Source organism: Levilactobacillus lanxiensis (assembly GCF_016861655.1).
Lineage (GTDB): Bacteria > Bacillota > Bacilli > Lactobacillales > Lactobacillaceae > Levilactobacillus > Levilactobacillus lanxiensis.
Map to the genome: position 1 here is coordinate 1 of NZ_BOLN01000005.1, position 19,430 is coordinate 19,430.

General features: G+C 50.4%; 18 protein-coding genes and 1 riboswitch. Of the genes, 3 read left to right on the plus strand and 15 right to left on the minus strand.

The window, feature by feature from the left end; all coding sequences use genetic code 11:
* Window positions 1-318 precede the first annotated feature (318 nt).
* Together JUF22_RS06975 and JUF22_RS06980 are read right to left on the minus strand one after the other, a co-directional pair.
* Complete coding sequence (locus JUF22_RS06975; protein ID WP_203644953.1) at window positions 319-1,320, minus strand: alpha/beta hydrolase; 1,002 nt, start codon at window positions 1,318-1,320, stop codon at window positions 319-321.
* Window positions 1,321-1,338: 18 nt separating this feature from the next.
* A complete protein-coding gene (locus JUF22_RS06980) occupies window positions 1,339-1,560 on the minus strand; it encodes a hypothetical protein (protein WP_203644955.1) in 222 nt (73 codons plus the stop codon).
* A gap of 123 nt (window positions 1,561-1,683) precedes the next feature.
* On the opposite strand from JUF22_RS06980, the gene JUF22_RS06985 reads away from it, so the two are divergent.
* Window positions 1,684-2,562 (plus strand): LysR family transcriptional regulator, encoded by an 879-nt coding sequence (locus tag JUF22_RS06985; RefSeq protein ID WP_203644957.1) that lies wholly within the window; start codon window positions 1,684-1,686, stop codon window positions 2,560-2,562.
* Window positions 2,563-2,746: 184 nt separating this feature from the next.
* Here JUF22_RS06985 and JUF22_RS06990 read toward each other — a convergent pair whose 3' ends face one another.
* Window positions 2,747-3,823 carry an alpha/beta hydrolase gene (locus JUF22_RS06990; RefSeq protein WP_203644959.1) on the minus strand — a complete coding sequence of 359 codons (1,077 nt, stop codon included), beginning with the start codon at window positions 3,821-3,823 and terminating at the stop codon, window positions 2,747-2,749.
* Window positions 3,824-4,020: 197 nt separating this feature from the next.
* Between JUF22_RS06990 and JUF22_RS06995 the strand changes: the two genes are divergently transcribed.
* Window positions 4,021-4,656 carry a TetR/AcrR family transcriptional regulator gene (locus tag JUF22_RS06995; protein WP_203644966.1) on the plus strand — a complete coding sequence of 212 codons (636 nt, stop codon included), beginning with the start codon at window positions 4,021-4,023 and terminating at the stop codon, window positions 4,654-4,656.
* Between the two features lie 95 nt (window positions 4,657-4,751).
* Here JUF22_RS06995 and JUF22_RS07000 read toward each other — a convergent pair whose 3' ends face one another.
* The 7 genes from JUF22_RS07000 to JUF22_RS07030 all read right to left on the minus strand — a co-directional run bounded on the left by JUF22_RS07000 (window position 4,752) and on the right by JUF22_RS07030 (window position 10,618).
* The gene (locus JUF22_RS07000) at window positions 4,752-5,186 is read right to left on the minus strand and encodes a GtrA family protein (RefSeq protein ID WP_203644968.1); all 435 of its coding nucleotides are present in this window, start codon (window positions 5,184-5,186) and stop codon (window positions 4,752-4,754) included.
* Between the two features lie 284 nt (window positions 5,187-5,470).
* A complete protein-coding gene (locus JUF22_RS07005; RefSeq protein WP_236000739.1) occupies window positions 5,471-5,995 on the minus strand; it encodes a folate family ECF transporter S component in 525 nt (174 codons plus the stop codon).
* A gap of 42 nt (window positions 5,996-6,037) precedes the next feature.
* A riboswitch (THF riboswitch) is annotated at window positions 6,038-6,135 on the minus strand.
* A gap of 50 nt (window positions 6,136-6,185) precedes the next feature.
* Window positions 6,186-7,052 carry a DegV family protein gene (fakB, locus tag JUF22_RS07010; RefSeq protein ID WP_203644972.1) on the minus strand — a complete coding sequence of 289 codons (867 nt, stop codon included), beginning with the start codon at window positions 7,050-7,052 and terminating at the stop codon, window positions 6,186-6,188.
* A gap of 281 nt (window positions 7,053-7,333) precedes the next feature.
* On the minus strand, window positions 7,334-7,564 hold the full coding sequence (locus JUF22_RS07015; protein ID WP_236000740.1) for a type II toxin-antitoxin system Phd/YefM family antitoxin: 231 nt from the start codon (window positions 7,562-7,564) through the stop codon (window positions 7,334-7,336).
* 67 nt (window positions 7,565-7,631) lie between these two features.
* Window positions 7,632-8,885: an MFS transporter gene (locus tag JUF22_RS07020; protein WP_203644975.1), complete on the minus strand. Its 1,254-nt coding sequence runs from the start codon at window positions 8,883-8,885 to the stop codon at window positions 7,632-7,634.
* Window positions 8,869-10,179 carry an alkaline phosphatase family protein gene (locus JUF22_RS07025; protein WP_373306107.1) on the minus strand — a complete coding sequence of 437 codons (1,311 nt, stop codon included), beginning with the start codon at window positions 10,177-10,179 and terminating at the stop codon, window positions 8,869-8,871. The genes JUF22_RS07020 and JUF22_RS07025 overlap by 17 nt, the downstream gene beginning before the upstream one ends.
* 10 nt (window positions 10,180-10,189) lie before the next feature.
* The gene (locus JUF22_RS07030; RefSeq protein ID WP_125762526.1) at window positions 10,190-10,618 is read right to left on the minus strand and encodes a MarR family winged helix-turn-helix transcriptional regulator; all 429 of its coding nucleotides are present in this window, start codon (window positions 10,616-10,618) and stop codon (window positions 10,190-10,192) included.
* A 199-nt stretch (window positions 10,619-10,817) separates the two neighbouring features.
* Between JUF22_RS07030 and JUF22_RS07035 the strand changes: the two genes are divergently transcribed.
* Window positions 10,818-12,524: an NFACT RNA binding domain-containing protein gene (locus JUF22_RS07035; RefSeq protein ID WP_203644979.1), complete on the plus strand. Its 1,707-nt coding sequence runs from the start codon at window positions 10,818-10,820 to the stop codon at window positions 12,522-12,524.
* Between the two features lie 695 nt (window positions 12,525-13,219).
* On the opposite strand, the gene JUF22_RS07040 is transcribed toward JUF22_RS07035, so the two are convergent.
* The 5 genes from JUF22_RS07040 to lspA all read right to left on the minus strand — a co-directional run bounded on the left by JUF22_RS07040 (window position 13,220) and on the right by lspA (window position 18,956).
* The gene (locus JUF22_RS07040; RefSeq protein WP_203644981.1) at window positions 13,220-15,793 is read right to left on the minus strand and encodes a carbamoyl phosphate synthase preATP-grasp domain-containing protein; all 2,574 of its coding nucleotides are present in this window, start codon (window positions 15,791-15,793) and stop codon (window positions 13,220-13,222) included.
* A 2-nt stretch (window positions 15,794-15,795) separates the two neighbouring features.
* On the minus strand, window positions 15,796-16,875 hold the full coding sequence (locus tag JUF22_RS07045) for a carbamoyl phosphate synthase small subunit (RefSeq protein ID WP_125762521.1): 1,080 nt from the start codon (window positions 16,873-16,875) through the stop codon (window positions 15,796-15,798).
* 22 nt (window positions 16,876-16,897) lie between these two features.
* Complete coding sequence (pyrR, locus tag JUF22_RS07050; protein ID WP_203638285.1) at window positions 16,898-17,431, minus strand: bifunctional pyr operon transcriptional regulator/uracil phosphoribosyltransferase PyrR; 534 nt, start codon at window positions 17,429-17,431, stop codon at window positions 16,898-16,900.
* Window positions 17,432-17,568: 137 nt separating this feature from the next.
* Window positions 17,569-18,492, minus strand: coding sequence for an RluA family pseudouridine synthase (locus JUF22_RS07055; protein WP_203644983.1), 924 nt, complete (start codon window positions 18,490-18,492; stop codon window positions 17,569-17,571).
* Window positions 18,492-18,956 (minus strand): signal peptidase II, encoded by a 465-nt coding sequence (lspA, locus tag JUF22_RS07060; RefSeq protein ID WP_125762514.1) that lies wholly within the window; start codon window positions 18,954-18,956, stop codon window positions 18,492-18,494. Before lspA ends, JUF22_RS07055 begins: the two co-directional genes overlap by 1 nt.
* Window positions 18,957-19,430 lie beyond the last annotated feature (474 nt).

Sequence of the window (19,430 nt, forward strand, 5' to 3'; positions counted from 1 at the left end):
TACCAAAAAGCTGGTTGAGGAAAATCCGAAGATTTTCCTCAACCAGCTTTCATTTTGGAGACTTATGTCACAGCCCCTTTTAGATTACGGCCATAACTTGAAATTTTCTGATGATTGAAAGAATCAAGATGTGCTGAGCATAAACGATTTCTTTATTTGAATAAGTATTCCTCCAAATAAATATCGTAATTAAACATCAAGTACATTTTTCATTCTATAACTCCTATATTTCACTATGACAGCGGTTTAACCCTTAACTCAGATATGCTAGCCTCAGACAATCCAATCGAAGAACTTTTTCGTTAACTTCAGATTTGGTTAGTTTAAATATTGTGTAAAGAAGGTAGCTAATTTTGTGAACGGAATCAAGTTGTGGTTCACGCCACCATCGTACAGATCCGTATGAACGGCTCCTGGAATTGTCAGGAATTCTTTATTCTCAGTATATTTAGAATTCGTCGTCATCTTCTTGAACTCATCTTTACTGAAGTAATAAGAGTGCGCTTGGTCCCCATGAACCATCAAAACAGCGCTCCGAATTTCATTAGAATACTGACAAATCGGTTGGTTAATGAAGGACATCGTGCCAATTGTATTCCAACCATCATTTGAGTTAACTGAGCGAGCGTGATAGCCCCGGCTGGTCTTGTAATAAGCGTGATAATCTTTAACAAATTGTGGCGCATCGTCTGGTAATGGATCAACGACACCGCCAGCCCGTTGGTAACGACCACTTTGATAATCGGCAGTCCGTTGTTGATTGAGTGTAGCCTTCAGCTCATGACGCGCAACTTCACTATCATCATTGTCGAAGTAACCGTTAGGATTGACCCGACTCATGTTATACATGGTCATGGTTGCAGTAGCCTTGACTCGAGTATCTAAAGCAGCAGCATTGAGTGCCATCCCACCCATACCACAGATACCAATCATCCCAATCTTTTCAGGATCAGCATTGGGCTGAATGGACAGAAAGTCAATGGCAGCTTGAAAGTCTTCGGTGTTAATGTCAGGCGAAGCCATGAACCGAGGTTGACCAGAACTTTCTCCGGTAAATGAAGGGTCAAACGCAATTGTTAAGAACCCCTTTTCGGCCATCGTTTGGGCATAAATACCAGAAGACTGCTCTTTTACGGCTCCAAACGGTCCGCTAATAGCGATGGCAGCCAGTTTACCAGTAACGTTTTTAGGGGTATACATATCGGCGGCTAAAGTGATTCCGTAACGGTTATGGAAAGTGACCTTCTGATGATCAACTAAATCACTCTTTGGAAATGTCTTATCCCATTCTTTGGTAAGCGTTAATTTTTCGTTTTGCATGTGTTTATCTCCTTTTGATTAATGAAATTTGTTAGCAAGAAAATCTAAGCAATCGATTTGAAATTCCGTTTGGCGCAAGGTTTGTAGTAATTGTTGACGCTGACACTGAATAATTTGCTGCGAGCAAGTATAATCACCACGGGTAAAGCTAGCTAAGAATTTTTGGCTATCTGCTTGATTGAAGCCCGCATCCGCGAGATTCTGTTCGAGCAGTCCAAGTTTATTGTTTGCGTTAGTCATGCATTGTCCTTCCCTTACTGTGATTACAGTTTACCTGCTGCATTCAATTATGTATAATACTTTGTAACGATAACTAGTTATTCTATTTCAGAATAACTAGTTCACTTAGAAGAAGGGACAGTTATGGAAATTCGCGTACTAAGATATTTTGTTGAAGCGGCAAGGCAGGCTAGTATTACACGAGCTGCTGAAGCGTTGCATGTATCGCAACCGACTTTGTCTAAGCAATTGAAGGGTTTAGAAGATGAGATTGGTAAGCAATTATTCCAGCGTGATAACTATGGTATTAAATTGACGACTGCCGGAACATTAATGCGAAAACGGGCTGAAGATATTTTGGCGATGGTGGACAAAACTAGCGCAGAATTTTCTGCTATGACGACACTTACGGGAGGAGATCTCTATATTGGTTGTGCCGAATCACAATCGATTCAGTACTTGGCAACATCCGTTAGCACTTTTCGTCAGCGCTACCCAGATTTGCACTTTCATTTAGTAAGTGGGGATACCGAGCTGGTTACCGATAAACTTGATCAGGGATTGGTTGATTTAGCAATTATTGTTGAACCACCGCGTCTAGATCATTACACTTACTTAGAGATACCTGGTGCAGATACTTGGGGCGTTGTGATGCGGCAAGAAGACCCGCTATCCCAAAAAGAAGTCATTACACCAACTGATTTGAAACATCAAGCAATCATCTGTTCTGAACAAGCGATTAAAAATGATATCCCACGCTGGGCGGGTGATGAAGTTTCTAATTTAAATTTGATTGGGACGACCAACTTGGTATTTAATGGGTCTGTCTTCGTTCGAAACGGGCTGGGAAAACTGTTGTCGTTCAAGGGCCTTTGTGACACCAGCGCGACTAGTGGCTTGACGTTTCGGCCACTAAGCCCCCAATTAAAGACGAAGATGTATATTATTTGGAAAAAGTACCAAGTCTTTTCGCCAATAGCTGAGCGCTTCGTGGAACAGTTACAGGTGGATTTTGCCAATTAAATCAACAAAAAATACGCCAAAACTCAAAAATCCCATCTAGTTTCTAACCATAGTTAGAAGCTAGATGGGATTTTAGGTCACGAACACAACTTGAAATCTTCTGATGATTGAAAGAATCAAGATGTGCTGAGCATAAACGATTTCATTATTTGAATAAGTATTCTACCAAATAAATATATTCGTTTTAACGGTTTAACATTCGCTTTCCCATCCAATCAGCCGCTAAAGCACTGGCTGTATCATTTTGGTCATTGACACAGTGCGTATTTCCAGGGAATTCAGCATAATATTTATCTGTTGACGAGCACAGATTATAGATACGTTTAGCCCCTTCCACACCCAAGATTGGATCCTCGTGGGAATGAATAATCAGCAGTGGTACCGTGATTTTATGCAGGTCATCTGTGATATCTTGGGCTGATGACATTTTTGAACACGTCTCTAAGTCATCGACATTGAATTTCCGCAGAAAACCACTGAGGTAGAAGTTTTCTTGCCCGGCCCAAGGATGTTTCGTCAGCGTATCCGTCTTGTCTGTCCCACCGCGGGAAATGACACCACAAATGTCATCATTCAAGGCACAGGCCGCTTGCGTTGCTAAGAAACCACCGTAACTAATCCCGTGAAGGGCAACCTTATCCCCAACCCGATCATCGGCACGAACAAAATCAATGACATTTTTAACAGCGCTTACATAGTTGTCAACGCCTAAATACATTTGTTTAAAGTACAACGAAGTCCCTTGCCCTGGTCCATCGAAAATAATGAACGGAATGCCTCTGTCATAAAAGTAATGGGCAATGAAATAGTTCTCTTCCTTGAAACCCGTGGCACCTGGAATGAAGACTAAGACCGGCGTATCTGGCTTACAGTTGTCAGGAATACCGTAATAACCTTCCATTGTTTTATCTTCGAATGGGATATTAATCACGGAAACGTTGTCCGGTCCCAGACGCAAATAATTTTGAAATGACGAAACTAATTTTTTGTAGACAGTGAGTTTTTCATCCGTAATACCAGGCAACCCGTAATCGGCAACCCGATAGCAGGCACTGGCACGCAGATAGAAATTTGCAGCAGTGACTAAATTATCTTCACTTTCCATTTGCTTAGCATACTTAAGACGACGGTCACCAATTTCAGTGGCGACATCGACAAAGTCTTCTCGCTGACTCTCGGGTGTCAATTCATAGGTCGTCCCAACACAGGTGCAGTCGCACTCGGTTCGCTTCGTTAATTCCAAAAAGTCTTCAATGTCCATCTTGGAACTGATCATGCGCCCTGGGTTCTGAGCGGCTGGTCGTACTCTAATTGTCGTCATAATCTTTAACCTCGCTTTTATTTTTTAGTACGCCGTACGGTATCTTTATAGTACACTGTACTATAAAAGCTGTCAAGGGGACTTTGGGTGTTTAACCCTCTAATTATTTGGTAAACTAGGCTTATGGAGATGATTCTTTGAAGAAAACGAAAGATAATATCAGTAGAACCGCTTCTGAATTATTTAATGAAAAAGGCTATAACAATGTTACCTTACGAGAAATTGCGACCGCAGCGGGAACGACCATTGGTAACCTAACCTACTATTTCCCCCAGAAAGATGATTTGTTGGCTTCGCTTCAAGAACAAGCAGAAAGCCATTTTTTATCTGAAATTGATTTGACTGCCGAACCCCAAAAAGTTTTGACCTTATTACTGCAATCATTTTTTGAGGCCAAACAGAACGAAACTGACAATCCTTATTACTATGAAAATATTTCAGCCTTTTATCAAGACTCAGAAAAAGCACGCGCGAACATTGATCGGTTTAGAGAACACGTACTTGCAAAATACAGTCAAATATTTGACTACTTAAAAGCTAACGGCGTTTTGAATTCTGAATACACGGCTAAATCCTACCAAAATTTAGCCTACCTATGCGTCCTAGCGCCCACTTTCTGGGTCTCAAAAGCCGCGCCATTTTACGCGACGACTTTCCCCAAAGTTACCCTCACGGAATCGGCCTACGAACTGCTTAAGCCTTACATCACTCACGACTATCTGGATACGTATAACCAGATATACGAGCAATTACTTCAAGAAAATGCTAAATAAGCGTTTGTCGGTCAATAAGGGGCTGTAAGCTAATTAGCTCTTTGGCAAAAAAATAAGGCACGCAAACCAATTTTGGTTTGCGTACCTTATTTTTGCTAATCATCCACTGAAGACGCTTTGTTCTTCTTAAACACGAACCATTTACTAAAGAAGTAATTTGCCAGCACAACCACCACTTGATCAACCAGCTTCGTCAGCATTTCATTTTGCTGTAACAGCGAAACCCCTAACCACATGATGGCCATGTCCATAATCAGTGTTGCCCCTCTGGCCAGGAAAAACGAGACGACCTCGTTGACCAAAGCCTTGAACGTCGTGAAGTGGGAATGGAAGACCCACACCCGATTGGTCAGGTAGGCAAATAGCACGGATAGGAACCAGGCCCAGACGTTGCCGACCTGGTAGTTCCAGCCCCACAGGGTTGCCGTGACGTAGAAAACGACCAAGTTGACCAGCGTCGTTAGGCCCCCGAAAATCAGGTACGCCAAGATATCCTGATATTTAGTATAGAGTTGTAATAGTCGTTTCACGTTGTTCGTCCTCCCTGAATTCTGCTCATCTTATCTTCTCCCGTTATAGTCGAAATCGGTTACCGGCGCAAGCACCCACCCCGATTTCATAGAAAAAGTTAAGGGTTGGGCCGGTGACCTGATTTTTCGCTAGTGACGGGAGCAGTATGTTAGTTGGTTTGTGTGATGTGGTGGGAGTGGTGGTCAGGTTTGTTACTATAAGTTAAAGTAATTAGTTTATTGTCCTCACCATAATGGCATTTAAAAACACCGTCCTGGCTTTAACCAAAACGGTGCTCAGATCACTATCGATTTAAACGTTCCTGAATCGTTTGAATCACGCGACTCTGCAACAACAGGTAAACTAACACAATTTGAATTGGCGTCACGATCAGTTGCTTAACCAGCCGAACTGGCAGTAAGCCCCAGAATGGTGTGTGGTACATGATCGTTACCCACAAGGTGTTCAACAAAGCGTTGACCAACAAGGAGATAATTACCGAGGCTAGAATCACCCGGGTCCATGTCACCGGTTTCTGGTAGAGAAAGACCGCGTAGATCAGCGACCCTAGGATTGCTGACACGGTAAAGCCAATAAAGAACGGCCCACCCGTCATTAGGGTCCCCACCACGTCGACGACAGCTGCCGTCATCATCCCCCACCAGGGACCAAACCATTTGGCCAACAACGCCACGATCAGAAATGTAAAACTGACCTTGATAAAACTGTTGCCGACCGAGAACCGACTGATTACTAATTGTAAAGCCATCAGTAGTCCCATCGTTACCAAACTCAAAGTGTCCAGCTTTGGCAGCTGGGTTTTTGCCATCGTCTTCAATTCAGACATCTCCTAAGGGAGTTGCCACATTGCTGCGGTCAATGCGGAAATAAGATCGCGGGACACATTCCCTTCGTCCGGTGTTCACATTGCGTTCCACCAGCACTTGACGCCTTACTTCCTACTCCGTAAATTTAATTACAGGAGATAGCATACCATATTCATTGCCGACTTGCACGACTTATGCGCGATCAAAATCCTTAATCCAGGCTAAGGCCAAGGCCTTCTCCCCTAAGTGCGCGCCAATCACGGGACCGAAGTAAGATTGCTCAACCGGAATTTCCGGATACTGCGTAGCAATCTTGGTGGCCCAGGTCTGACCGCCCTCGGGATCGTTGGCGTTAATTACCAAGGCCCGTAATGGGTAATCCACCTGTGCTTGCGCCTCAACGAAGAGGTCCTCGACCCGGGCCAACGCCTTTTTACGGGACCGGACCTTTTCAAAGGCCACGATTTCGTGAGTCTCATCGTCAAACGTCAGTAATGGCTTGATCCGTAAGACGCTGCCAATGAAGCCGGACGCGTTAGATAACCGCCCGCCCCGCACCAAGTTCTGCAGGTCATCGACCACGAAGTATTCACCAATCGTGGACCGCAAGTCGTCTAAGCGTGCGATGATGGCTTCGGGGGTGCTTCCCTCAGTAGCCATCCGGGAGGCCTCAATGGCCAAATAACCCATCAATTTAACGGTGATTTGGGAGTCGTACGGAATCACCCGGATATTTTCAATCGTGGGGGCAATATTTTTCAATTGGTTCACAAATCCAGAAATGGTGCTGGCCAGATGAATACTGATGACGGCGTCGTAGCCCTCATCGGCTAATTGGTTATATAAATTGATCATTTCACCCAGCGGTGGTTGTGACGTGCTGGGGAATGATTTGGAATTGCGTAATTTCTCGTAGAATTCACTGGTGGAGATATCAACATCTTCATCGTAGGAGCGACCATCCATGATCACCGGAATCGGGACAACGTGAATGTGATACCGCTCAACTTCTTCTGCGGACAAATAGCTGGTACTATCGGTGACCACAGCAATCTTCATCTTTACACCTACTTTATCTTTTCATTCGTTTACCTAGAATAACATTTTTCCGGAACGATGGAAACCAACGATTCTAAAAAGCCCCACCAACGGGCATTCTTAAAATTCCCTTAACCCCCTGTTCGTCACGGGCGATACCATTTAAAAAGGCCGGTGCATCCCCCACGAAAATGAGATGTAGCCGTCCTTTTTTTGACCCTTACGACATTTTGCTTGATATAGAGCTATTTCAAAAAAGCTTAACGCCATGAGCTTTCTGACTTTATTTATCGTCCGGCAAGCTAATCCTGACCACGCTTTGACTGCTCCAACGAGGTCTGTAACCATTCACGATTAGCTGTATTATCTAAGATGTACCGGTTCTCAATCATATTGTTATATTCTTCCTCTGAAATCAGCACAGCATTTTGCTGATTCTTACGCGTGATGGTAATCGGTTCAAAGTCATCTGTGGCTTTAGCCATATATTTCTTCAGGTCTTTACGAAAATCCGCGTACGTGGTAGCTTGCATGCCTATCGCTCCTTTCATGCAAATGAGCTTTGTCAAAAACGTGCAGCTGACCGACCCAAAGATTCATTTACTTTGAAGTTTCAGTCGCTGATTTAGGAATCGCCCAGAAAATAACGAGCCCCAGGATAAACAGAATCGACAACGAGGCCGCCCCAATGCGCGACTGTCCGGTCCACTGCGTCACGACCCCCACTAAGATGGGACCCAACACGGCGGAGAACTTGCCCAAAATGTTGTAGAAACCGAAGAATTCACTCGAACGCTCCTTGGGGACTAGTCGACCAAAGTACGACCGGGAAAGCGCCTGAATGCCCCCCTGACTGGTACCCACCAGCACGGCCAGCAACCAGAAGCTGCCGACCGTCTTCAAGTTGAGGGCGGCCACACAGATCAACAGGTACATCACAATCGCAATCAGGATGCCCAAGCGCGTACTGGTCTTCTCCGCTAACCACCCATAGAGAATCGAGAACGGAAAGGCCACCAGCTGGACCACCAGAAGCACCACAATCAAGGTGGTACTGGTAATGCCGATGTCTAAGCCAATCGAGGTCGCCATGGTAAAGATGGTATCGACGCCATCGATGTAGCAGAAATAGGCCACCAGAAACCAGGCCAGGTATTTGTGCTGACGAATGTGACTGAGCGTGCCCCACACCCGCTGCCAACTCTGCTTGAGTGGTGCCTGAGTCACGGCCAGGGCGTGGCGCTGGTGAACGTTGCGTTGAATCGGGATAAAGAAGACGACCCACCAGACGGCGGCGAGGACAAAGCCCCACCGAGCCACAGCCGTACTCGAGAGCTGACCGAAGCCGTGGGTAAGCTGCAGGATCATAAATAAAATAAAGGCAATCACGCCACCCAGATAGCCAAAGCCATAACCGACACTGGAGATGCGGTCCATTTGCTGGTCGTCACTCACGTCCGTTAGGAAGCTATCGTAGAACAGGTTCCCACCGGAATAACCCAGGACGGACAGAATATAGACGACTAGGAGCCATTGCCACTGGGTTGCGGGCAAGAGGGCCAGCCCCACCGTCATCAGCATCCCCAACGAGGCAAACCCCGTCAGTAGACGTTTCTTAAATCCTTGGTAATCCGCTAAGGCGCCCAGAAATGGGGCTAAAATAGCCACAAGTAACGTCCCCAAGCTATTGGCATAGCCCCAGTAGGCCGTGGCGTTGGCCGCCGTGACCCCACTGGCCTCCGCGATGCCCTTGAAGTAGATGGGCAAGACGGCGGTCGTGACGATGATGCCGTAACCGGAGTTGGCCCAATCGTAGAAGACCCAGCTCCATTGTTCCTTATTTAGTCGGCGCATCGGGCACCCCCTTGAAGGCGGCCGTCAGTGCGTGCCCGGGTAAGGGTTCGGGGAACTGGAGCCCCAACAGTTTGGCAAACGTCGGGGCCTCATCGATCAACCGTGCTTGGGCGATCGTCTGATTTTCCTTCACGGCCGGTCCGTTCAAGACCAGCGTGGTGAAGTAATCCGGCTTATCGGGATCGTACCCGTGCACGCCATGGTACCGGTCGGGTTGCCCCAGACTAGCCGGGTCCACGGCCTCGACCACGGCGGGCCGATTGGTCTCATCGGTAAAGTAATACCCGGCCTGTGCCTCGACCATGAAGCGACAATGTGGGTCGGCCCCGCGTTCGGTAGCTTTTTGCCCATCGATCACGGCCGTGACCCCTGGGGTTGCTTCTAATAGATCTTGTAAGTTCTTCGTGTCCGCAAAATTACGGGTATACACATAGGTACTCCCATCACAGGACTTCGCCAAAACGTGCCAATCATTCTTGACGGTCCCATTCGTGGTCGGCGTTAACCAACCCCGCTGGGCAAAGGCCTGATTCAGGTGGATCATGTGGTCGACGTTGATCTGGTAATGGTCCCCCAGAATGGCAAAGTTCGTTTCGGCAAAGGTCCCCGCCGCAATCGTGGCATCAATCAGCTGACCGACCCGCTTATCCAGTCGTTTTAACGCCGCCATGGCCTCAGCCGAGCGCACGCCGTAGCGGTGCCGCATGCTGTCCATGTCAACCAGGTGAATCAACGTTAGCCACGGTTGCTTGTGGGTCAACGTGTCGACCGCACAGGCCGTGATGAAGTCATCGAGCTCGGGCTGCTGAATGCCCCGGCGTAAATGCCCGTACTTCTGATTCATCCGCAACAAAAAGGCTGGACTACTGGCCTTGAGTGAGACCAGCACTTGATTGGTCCAGATACGGTTGGGAAAGATTTCCGCTAAATTATAGGTAATCTTACTGCCGGCCGTTACAGGCCACAGGAAGGCCGCCGTCTGCTTATGTTGCTGGCGAACCAGGTCGTACAACGTCGGCACCTTGACGTCACGCTGGTACCAGTACCAGTCCGGTGACTGCCGTTGCGGCTGTAATTTGGTATTATTGACGATGCCGTGGACCCGCGGGTACTGACCCGTGATAATGGTCGTGTGCGAGGGATACGTCAGCGTGGGGTAAATGCCCCGTACCTGGCGGACCCGGGTCCCGGTGACGACCAGTCGGTGTAAATTGGGCAACTCATCTAAATGCTCATCCAAATCGCGACTGCCCAGCGCGTCCAAAGAAATAACCACTAATCTCTGTTGAATAATCACTCACTCCTTAGTTCTCGACCGTCCGGCGACGATCCATACTTTTATCTAACCGGTTCAATAAAATCTGTAATAAATTGCGTTCATCTGTGGACCAGTGTTCAAAGACTTGGTCGGATAGGGCCTCAAAGGCCGTGTTGATCTCTTCGGCGGTATCCTCGCCCTGTTGCGTTATTGTATATACCAACTGACGTTTATCCCGACCAATGGCCTTCTTGGTCACCATTTCCTTAGCCACTAGCCCCTTGAGCTGGCGACTCAGAGTCGAGGTATCCAGCTTGGTTTGTTGCGCCAAGATTTCTTGGGTGTTCTCCCCGCCACCAATGTGGTCGAGTAACTGCCATTCGGAAACGGTCAGGTGATGTTGCTTGGTCATCCGTTGGAGCAACGTTTGTTGAACTTTATTGATTGCCATCAACGCTGCTAGACTTGATTTCATAAGACCCTCACTCCTTTTGATTGTATTGTACAACGATTTGGTTGGTGACCACAAGGCCCAGTTGTGGGAAAATTTGCCCCCTCCCGAATAATTCCGAACAATCTTCTTTGCACTTCGGCGGCGAGGCCGTTATACTTTAACTTGTGCCGTTTTTTCGAATTCAAAAATAAATTTATTTAATAGAAAGGTGTGTGCCGCAATGTCTTTTGATGGTTCATTCACCCACGCCATGGTCCACGAGCTGAGTCAGACGCTCACGACCGGTCGCGTTAGTAAAATCAATCAGCCCTACGCCAACGAAATTGTCCTGACGATTCGGGCCAACAGCCACAACTATCCCATCCTTTTGTCGGCCAACCCGACCTACGCGCGGATCCAAGTGACGCAGATTCCTTACGTCAATCCCCCCGTTCCGACCAACTTTACCATGATTCTGCGGAAGTACCTGCAAGGCGCTATCTTAAAGGACGTCAGCCAAGTCGCTAACGACCGGGTCGTCCACCTGCACTTCACCTCCCGTAACGAATTGGGTGACCAACAGGAACTGCTCTTAATCATTGAAATCATGGCCCGTCACAGTAACGTCATCCTCGTCGACGGTGCCTCCATGAAAATCTTAGACGCCATCAAGCACGTCGGTTCCGATCAAAACCGTTACCGGCTCCTGCTTCCGGGTGCGCAATACATCATGCCACCTAAGCAGGACCTAGATGATCCGTTTGCCGGCGTCCACGATGACCTGGACCAAACGATTCGGGATTACCCGAACCAGGAAGTCCTCGCCCAAACGCTCCAGCGCCAATATCAGGGACTGGGTAAGGATACGGCAGCGGCTCTGGCATCGACGCTTCACGAGACCGGCGATCACGCCGAACAGTTCCAACAGTTCTTTGCTGGCTTCGATAACCCACAACCCACGCTAGAAATCTCACCGAAGAATAAGACCAGCTTCACGGCCTTTCCGTATCCCACGGCGGGGACCCAACAGACTTCAACCACGCTTAGCGAGTTGCTGGACACCTACTACCAGGACAAGGCCGAACGTGACCGGGTCCAACAACAAGGCAGTGTCCTGATTCGCGTCGTCCGTAACGAGTTGAAGAAGAACCGCACCAAGCTCAAGAAGCTTCAACGGACCCTGGCCGAGACTGAAAACGCCGACGAGTACCGGATCAAGGGAGAAATCCTCACGACCTACCTGAACCAGGTCACCCGCGGCGAAACCGAGGTCACCCTGCCAAACTTCTACGACGAAAACCGGGACTTAAAGATTCAACTGTCAAATCAGTTGTCCCCTAATCAAAACGCCCAGAAGTACTTCAAGCGGTACCAAAAGGCCAAGAATGCGGTCATCTACGTCAACGAACAGTTGAAGATCACGCAGGCCGACGTGGATTACTTTACCAATATCATGGCCCAAATCGAACTGGCCGCCCCCAAAGACCTGATCGATATCCGCCTGGAGCTCCAACAAGGGGGCTACCTCAGGGACCATGATCACCAGAAGAAGAGCAAGAAGCAAAAACGGCAAAAGGTCAGCAAGCCAGACCGCTTCACGGCGAGCGACGGCACCAAGATCTCCGTCGGGAAGAACAACTTGCAAAACGACCAACTCAGTCTTCACACGGCCAAACGAACCGATATTTGGCTCCACGTGAAGGACATGCCGGGCTCTCACGTGATCATTCACGCGGAAGACCCGAGTGACGAGACCATTATGGAGGCCGCTAACCTGGCTGCCTACTTCTCTAAGGGCCGCGAGTCCAGCAACGTGCCAGTAGACTACCTGCCCGTTAAACGGCTCCACAAGCCAAATGGGGCCAAACCAGGGTATGTGATTTTCACGGGTCAGCGGACGGTCTACGTCACGCCCCAAAGCGACCTCGTAGAAAAACTGGCTGACTAAATCCACGGTCACAGCGCCTTACCGGGCGGCGAAAATAGGCTGGAACGCAAGGGGCAGGACGGCCGAAGCCAAAGAGCGGTCTTCGACCTCGCTTTGAGCCTCAAGAACCGAGTCTCAAAGTCGCCATTTTCTAATTGACAACCTCAATTAGAAAATCCCCTGGCTGAGACTATTTTCGCCGCCCTCACGGCTGACATGGATTTAGCCCGTATTTTCTACGCATGCTCCGTGTAACTATCGCATCTCTTACGTGGAGCCGCTCAATTGTCAGTAACAACTGACATGCAACCAAAAATTAACTGTCATTCAACAATTAATTGCTAATAACAACTAGTTCAAAACACCAAAAGGCGTCACACCAAAATTCCGGTGTGACGCCTTTTTGCTATATACATTATTTGGTCAATCAAAAATTCAACAAATTCCAAGACCTCGTCGACCAAATCCATTCACCGAGCCCAGTTGACCGGCGGGTTAAACCCGTGTCAGCCGCAGGGCTGGTGAAAATGGGCTCAGCCGTGGGAGTTACCTTAGCGGGTTTCCCGCTTAGGTAACTGCTATCTTTGAGACTCGGGTTGTGAGGCTCAAAGTAAGTCTGGAGACCGCCCTTCGGCTCCAGACGTGCGCCCACAGCGCCACGGCCCATTTTCACCAGCCCGGAGGCGCTGCCTAAAACAAGTTTAACCAGCCAATGGTCAAATGGTACGGTTGATGATTTGGTCGAGCTCGGAGGTGTCGCTGAGGTTCGTCAGCGTCAGCGCCTCGCTAGACCCAAACGCAATCGTCGCCCCAACTTCCTGATCCGTGGTTCCCGGCCGGTTCAACACGTGTAACTGCCGGAACGGGAAGGCCGCGTTCATCAAGGCGACCCGGGTACTGTTCAGATCAATGCTGATCTTAGCCAGCTCCCCTTCGTCCAGCGTGCCAATGTGTTGCCGCGTCAGCATGCGGACCCAGTTGACCCCGGTGACCTTACTGAGAAAGGCCATTTCGGTCAGCCGCGTCGGCCGCACGCCAACCACGACGAGTTGTTGTGAGTCATCGCTCTTGGGGGCAAAGAGAACTTGAATCATCCCCGTGACCTGCCGTTCGCTCACGGCCTCCTTGGCCTGTTCGACCAGGTTGACACGCTTGGCCTTGGGTAGTTCTGCCGGCATCCGAAACGCCGTGACCTGCGCCAACGACTTGTTGATGCCGGGGGCAATCATGTCCATGACGCCGACCGCAATCTTCTGTTGCTTATGCACAAACAGACTGACGCCAATCGTCGCCATTTCGGGAGCGGGTTCGCCCGTTTCCTGATCAGGTGGGAGGACGTGCAGGTTCACCGGCAGCTTGCCCAACTCGCGGGTCAGGTAGTGCCGGTTCCCTGGGACAATCACGATGTCCGGGTGCTCGACCTGAATCACGTTGAGCACATCCCCCAGTTGAATCGGGTCGACATATTGCTTCTCGGTAAATTCAGGTGCCACGCCCACGGCATTCGGGTTGGTATTCATCAAAATGGTATGGTACCCGGCGCGCTTCAGTTGCTTGAGCATTTCCGTCGTGAAATATTCCGCGGCGGAGTTGGGCCCTAACTGATTGCCGCCCCGACCCAAGACCAGTGCCGTCCGGTCACCCAGGGGCTGACTTTCGTTTTCATACTCGAAGGTACTGTAGTAGCCACTGAGGTGCTCGGGAAATTCCCCGGCGGTCGGTTCGATCATCTTGTAGGTCGGCGTGATCTTGGCCTGCGCCGAGAGATGGCGAATCGTGGCCGTATCCGTTTGCCAGATACGGGCGATCATCCCGTCCCCGAACCCGTAGTACCGAGCGCGTTGGAGGGTCGCCACGTCTAAGGGATTTTCTTGAATTTCTTTTTCAATCGTTAACAAATGGCGGAGTTTGACGAAATAGTAATTATCAATTTTCGTTAATTCGCTCAACTCTTCGGGTGCGTATCCCCGCCGCAAGGCTTCAATTAACACCAGAATGCGATTTGCCAACGGATGGATCAGTTGCCGAATCATTTCCCCGTCGGTCAGATTGCTGACGGAGGGTAAGACATCTCGTGGCGAGAACTGCGAGCTCCGCACGGCCTTTAACATGGCCTCTTCGACCGAGCGGCCCACGCCGACGGTCGAACCCACGGCCTTCATGACGGTGTTCAAATGCTGGTCGGCATCGGGCACCTCTTGAAAGGGCCAAATGGGGATCCGCACGCTCACGTGGTCGATGGTCGGCTCCATGATGGCGGTCTGCTTGACGTACTGGCTCGGGAGCTTGACGTCAACGAGCTTTTGCCCCAGGAGTAAGGCCCCGTTGACTAACGCAATCGGATACCCACTCGTCCGGGCGGCTAGAGCCACGCCCCGCGAGAAGTACGGCGCAATCTTAGTCACGTAAAAGTGTTGGTTGGCCGGGTTCAGGGCAAAGTGGAGGTGTAAGACCCCGACAATGCCCAGCTCGGTCGCAATCCGAAACGTGGCGTCCCGCAAGTCTTGATACTCACGGTCGTTGAGCGTTTGGGGTGGCGTCACCAGAATGGAATCGCCGGAGTGAATTCCAATCGTATCGACGTTTTCCAATCCGGCAATCAGAACCTCGGTGTCGGCAACGTCTCTGACGGCCACCATTTCGATTTCCTTGTATCCAATCACACTGCGCTCTAAGGTACACTGGTCAAACCGAGATTGTTGAAAGCCCTGCGTCAACGCGTTAAACATGTCGTCCACGTTGTCACAGACGGTCCGGTTGGTGTCCAGTCTGGGCGCTACCGGCTTCACAATCAGGGGGAACCCGATCTTTTCGACCAGGCCCCGCGCTTCGTCGAGGGTCCCCACGACTTGGGCCTCAATCACGGGCTCGTGAATTTCCTTGAGCGTGGCATTCAGGTCGGCGGGATTGTTGATCTGCTGTAACGTCGTGGTAGGCATCCCCAGCAGGCGCACATTAAAGTTGGCCAGGTCGCCATTTTCAACGAGTTCCTGAGCAATTCGAATCCCCAGCAGGCCACCCAGTGTCGGTAAAATCGCATCGGGCCGGTCTTTTTCAATGATGTGGCGGACGTTAGCGGTCGTGACCGCCTGCACATACATGTTGGTCGGCTGAATCTCTTCCAGCGCGACGGAGAACGGGTTGTTGTCAATGATCAGGGTCCGCACCCCGTGCTTCTTAAAGCTGGTAATGATTTGGACCGTGGCACTATCGAGTTCCGTTTCGTGACCGATCTCGGTTGGCCCGCCGCCGATGATCAAAACTTTTTGAATGTTATCCAAGTTTGGCAAGCTTATCCCTCCCGGCGTGCTGTCATGGCTTCCATAAATTCATCAAATAAATCGCGACTCTCGTGAGGACCCGGGGCGCCGTCCGCAAAGAATTGCACCGAAAAAGCCGGAAAGTCCCGGTGGCGTAACCCTTGGACGGTCCCGTTGATCAGGTCCACGTAGGTGGTGATCAGGCGGTCACGGTCGATTGATTTGGCAATCACCGCGTACCCCTGACCCTGTGTCGCATAAATAATATCGTTGGTAATGATTCGCCGAATGGGATGACTGCTGCCGTGATATTCAACCGGTAGCATGGTCAGCTCGGCCCCGTTGGCCAGGGCAAAAAGCTCATGTCCCAGGCCAATCGCAAAGAGTGGTATCTCTGCTTGGACCTCGCGAATCATGTCGAGGACCCCTTCACCGAGGTCGAGTGGTGACCCGGGCCCGGTGGAAAGTAAGACCCCATCCGGATCCAGGTTTAAGACGTCCTGAGCGCTAGCCGTCCACGGTAGGACCGTGACGTTGCAGCGCCGCTCGGACAACTGCCGCAGAATCCCGTGCTTCAGTCCGAAGTCGATGACGACCACGTTTTTCCCCGTATCCGGGTTCGGATAAGGTTTGGGCGTGGCCACCTGGTCGACTTGCCGGTTCGTCAGCACCGTGGCGTTCAGCTGATCAAAGGCATGGGCATCGGCCACATCCACGATACTGCCCTTCATCGGCCCGTCTTCTTGGCGGAGCTTCCGGATCAGGTGGCGGGTATCGATGCCACTGATGCCGGGAATGTTGTGCTGCTGGAGAAATTCGTCAAGGGACAGCCGGGATAGGCGGTTAGTCGAGATGTTCGTGACGTCTCGAACCACCATCCCCTTGGCCGTGGGCAAAATCGACTCATAGCTATCGTGGTTGATGCCAACGTTACCAATGGCTGGCTGGGCAAAGATAATAATTTGGTTGTGGTAGATTTGATCGGTAATCGTTTCTTGATAGCCTAATAGATTTAAATTGGAGATAACCTCTCCGCTCGTCGTGGCACCGGCACCGAAGCCTTCACCGGCGTAGGCCGAGCCGTCTTCTAAAATCAAATAGCGTTTTGCCATGTAAAATCGACCCCCTTGCCCCTTATGCCTGTTGAATCTCCACGGCGTCACGGTCGTCGATTTCACTGACGGAGACCTTGATCCGTTCGCGCTGGGAGCTCGGAATATTCTTACCAACGAAGTCCGCCCGAATCGGGAGTTCCCGGTGGCCCCGGTCGACTAAAACGGCCAGATTGATACTCTTGGGCCGGCCTAAGTCCATGACGGCACTCATGGCAGCCCGAATGGTGCGACCAGTGTACAACACGTCATCCACCAGGATCACCTTTTTACCAGCGACTGAGAAATCCATGTTGGTCGCCGTGACTTCGGGTTCTCCCTGAGCATCGTGTTCGATGTCGTCGCGGTACGGCGTGACATCCAGATCACCCACGGGAACCGTGACGTTTTCTAGTTGTTGCAAGCGACTAGCAATCCGTCGCGCGAGGTAAACGCCCCGCGTTTTAATGCCTAAAATGACGAGATCATCGACCCCTTTGTTGCGTTCGATAATTTCGTAAGTAATCCGGGTCAGGGCCCGTTGCATTGCCATTGCGTCCACAACTACCTTTGCCATCTGTATTTCCTCCTTAAAAGTTTCACGGCGTTAGCGTAAGTGCAGGAAACGGGCGCATTTCTTCGGCAAAATGGTGAAGAAACCCGCCCGCCTGATTCGGCAAACCCGTTTATCTGATTAGTGCTAGCTTAAGAAAACTAAATTGCTTTGTCAACCGGTAACCCCGCCTGCTGGCGCAAGTGGCGCACGGCCTTGGCGAAGTTTTCGGGAACCGGCGCGGTGAAGTCTAACTGTTCACCGGTCGTGGGTTGCTTGAAGCCCAATTCACGGGCGTGTAGGAACTGACCGGCGCCCTTCAACGTGTGCTTGGGGCCGTACAACGGGTCACCCGCGACGGGATGATTGATGTAGGCCATGTGGACGCGAATCTGGTGGGTCCGGCCGGTTTCCAAGCGACAAGCAACTAGGGAATAATTCCCATAGCGCTCCAGCACCCGGAAATGAGTCACGGCTGGCCGCCCGTCAGCGACGATGGCCTGCTTCTTGCGGTCCTTCGGTGACCGTCCCAGGGGCGCGTTGATGGTGCCGTCCTCCTCCTTGAAGTTGCCGTGCACGATGGCCACGTACTCCCGCAGGTTGGTCTTGGCCTGTAATTGGGCCGACAAACTCTGATGGGCGTGATCATTCTTGGCCACCATCAAGAGGCCCGAGGTGTCCTTGTCGATCCGGTGAACGATGCCGGGCCGCAGTGTGCCGTTAATGCTCGACAGTGGGCTGTGGTACAGCAGGGCATTGACCAGGGTGTGGTCCGGGTGCCCGGGTGCGGGATGAACGACCATCCCCTGGGGCTTGTTGACCACGATAACATCGTCATCTTCGTAAACAATGTCTAGGGGAATATTTTCGGGGGTCAGATCCAAGGGAACGGGATCTGGCAGCGCAATGTGGACCGTCGCACCGACCTTGGGTTTGGCCTTAGGCTTGACTGGTTGCCCGTCGACCGTGATTTGGCCAGCTTCGATGGCATTTTTGGCCTGTGAGCGGGAAATCGTGTCCACGTTATCCGCCACTAATTTATCCAACCGGTCTGAAGTCGTTACTTGAAAGTCTGTTTCTTGCATCACTGTGCCTCCCGTCGATCGGCTAAGAACACGCCAATCGCAATTAAGATGACGCCGACCGTCAAACAGCTGTCGGCGAAGTTGAAGATTGGAAAATTAATAAAATCGAGTTGGAACATGTCGACCACGTAGCCCTGCAGCAGACGATCAATAAAGTTGCCAATCGTGCCCGCCATCATCAAGGTCAGGCCGAGTTCCTCTACCCAGTGTTCTTTCTGATTGCGGTACTGCCAGAAAAAGTAGCCCATGATGCCTAACGCCACAATGGCGATGACCGTAAAGAACCACATTTGGCCCTGTAAAATACTCCAGGCGGCCCCGTCGTTACGCAGGTGCGTGAGCGACAGGAAGCCGGGGATGAGTGGGTGCTCGCCACCAAGGGCGATGTTGACCACTACCGCGTGCTTGATCCACTGGTCAATGACCACCAGTAGCACGATTAAGATTGTATCTGCAATCAGCATAAAATCCGGAACACCTTTCCTATAAGTCGTTACCGAAAAGTATACCAGAAAATGGCCCCCCGCGCCCTTCTCCACACTAGAAAATTCCCACTTTGTTCCTTGAAACGGGTCAGGTTGGCAAAACCTGCGCCTTAGCGGGTGGTCAAAACGGACCGGAACGCTGGGGGCAGGACGTCCGAAGCCAAAGGGCAGTCTTCGAACTTGCTTTGAACCTCTGAGAACCGAGTTTCAAAGTCACCATTTGATTGGTCGGCTCTGCCGCCCAGTCAAATCCCCCGGCTGGGCCATTTTGACCACCCGTTAAGGCTGACGTTGGCGCATTTGTTTCAAGGAGGAAAGTGTTTTTCCGCTTTCTCTTGTTTTGCTCAACCACTATGTAGTTAAAACACGATTCATTTTCAAATTGATTTAAGAAAACAAAAAATCGGCCACAGCCCACAATGCCGTCGATTCATTCTTATCCTCTAGTTTATT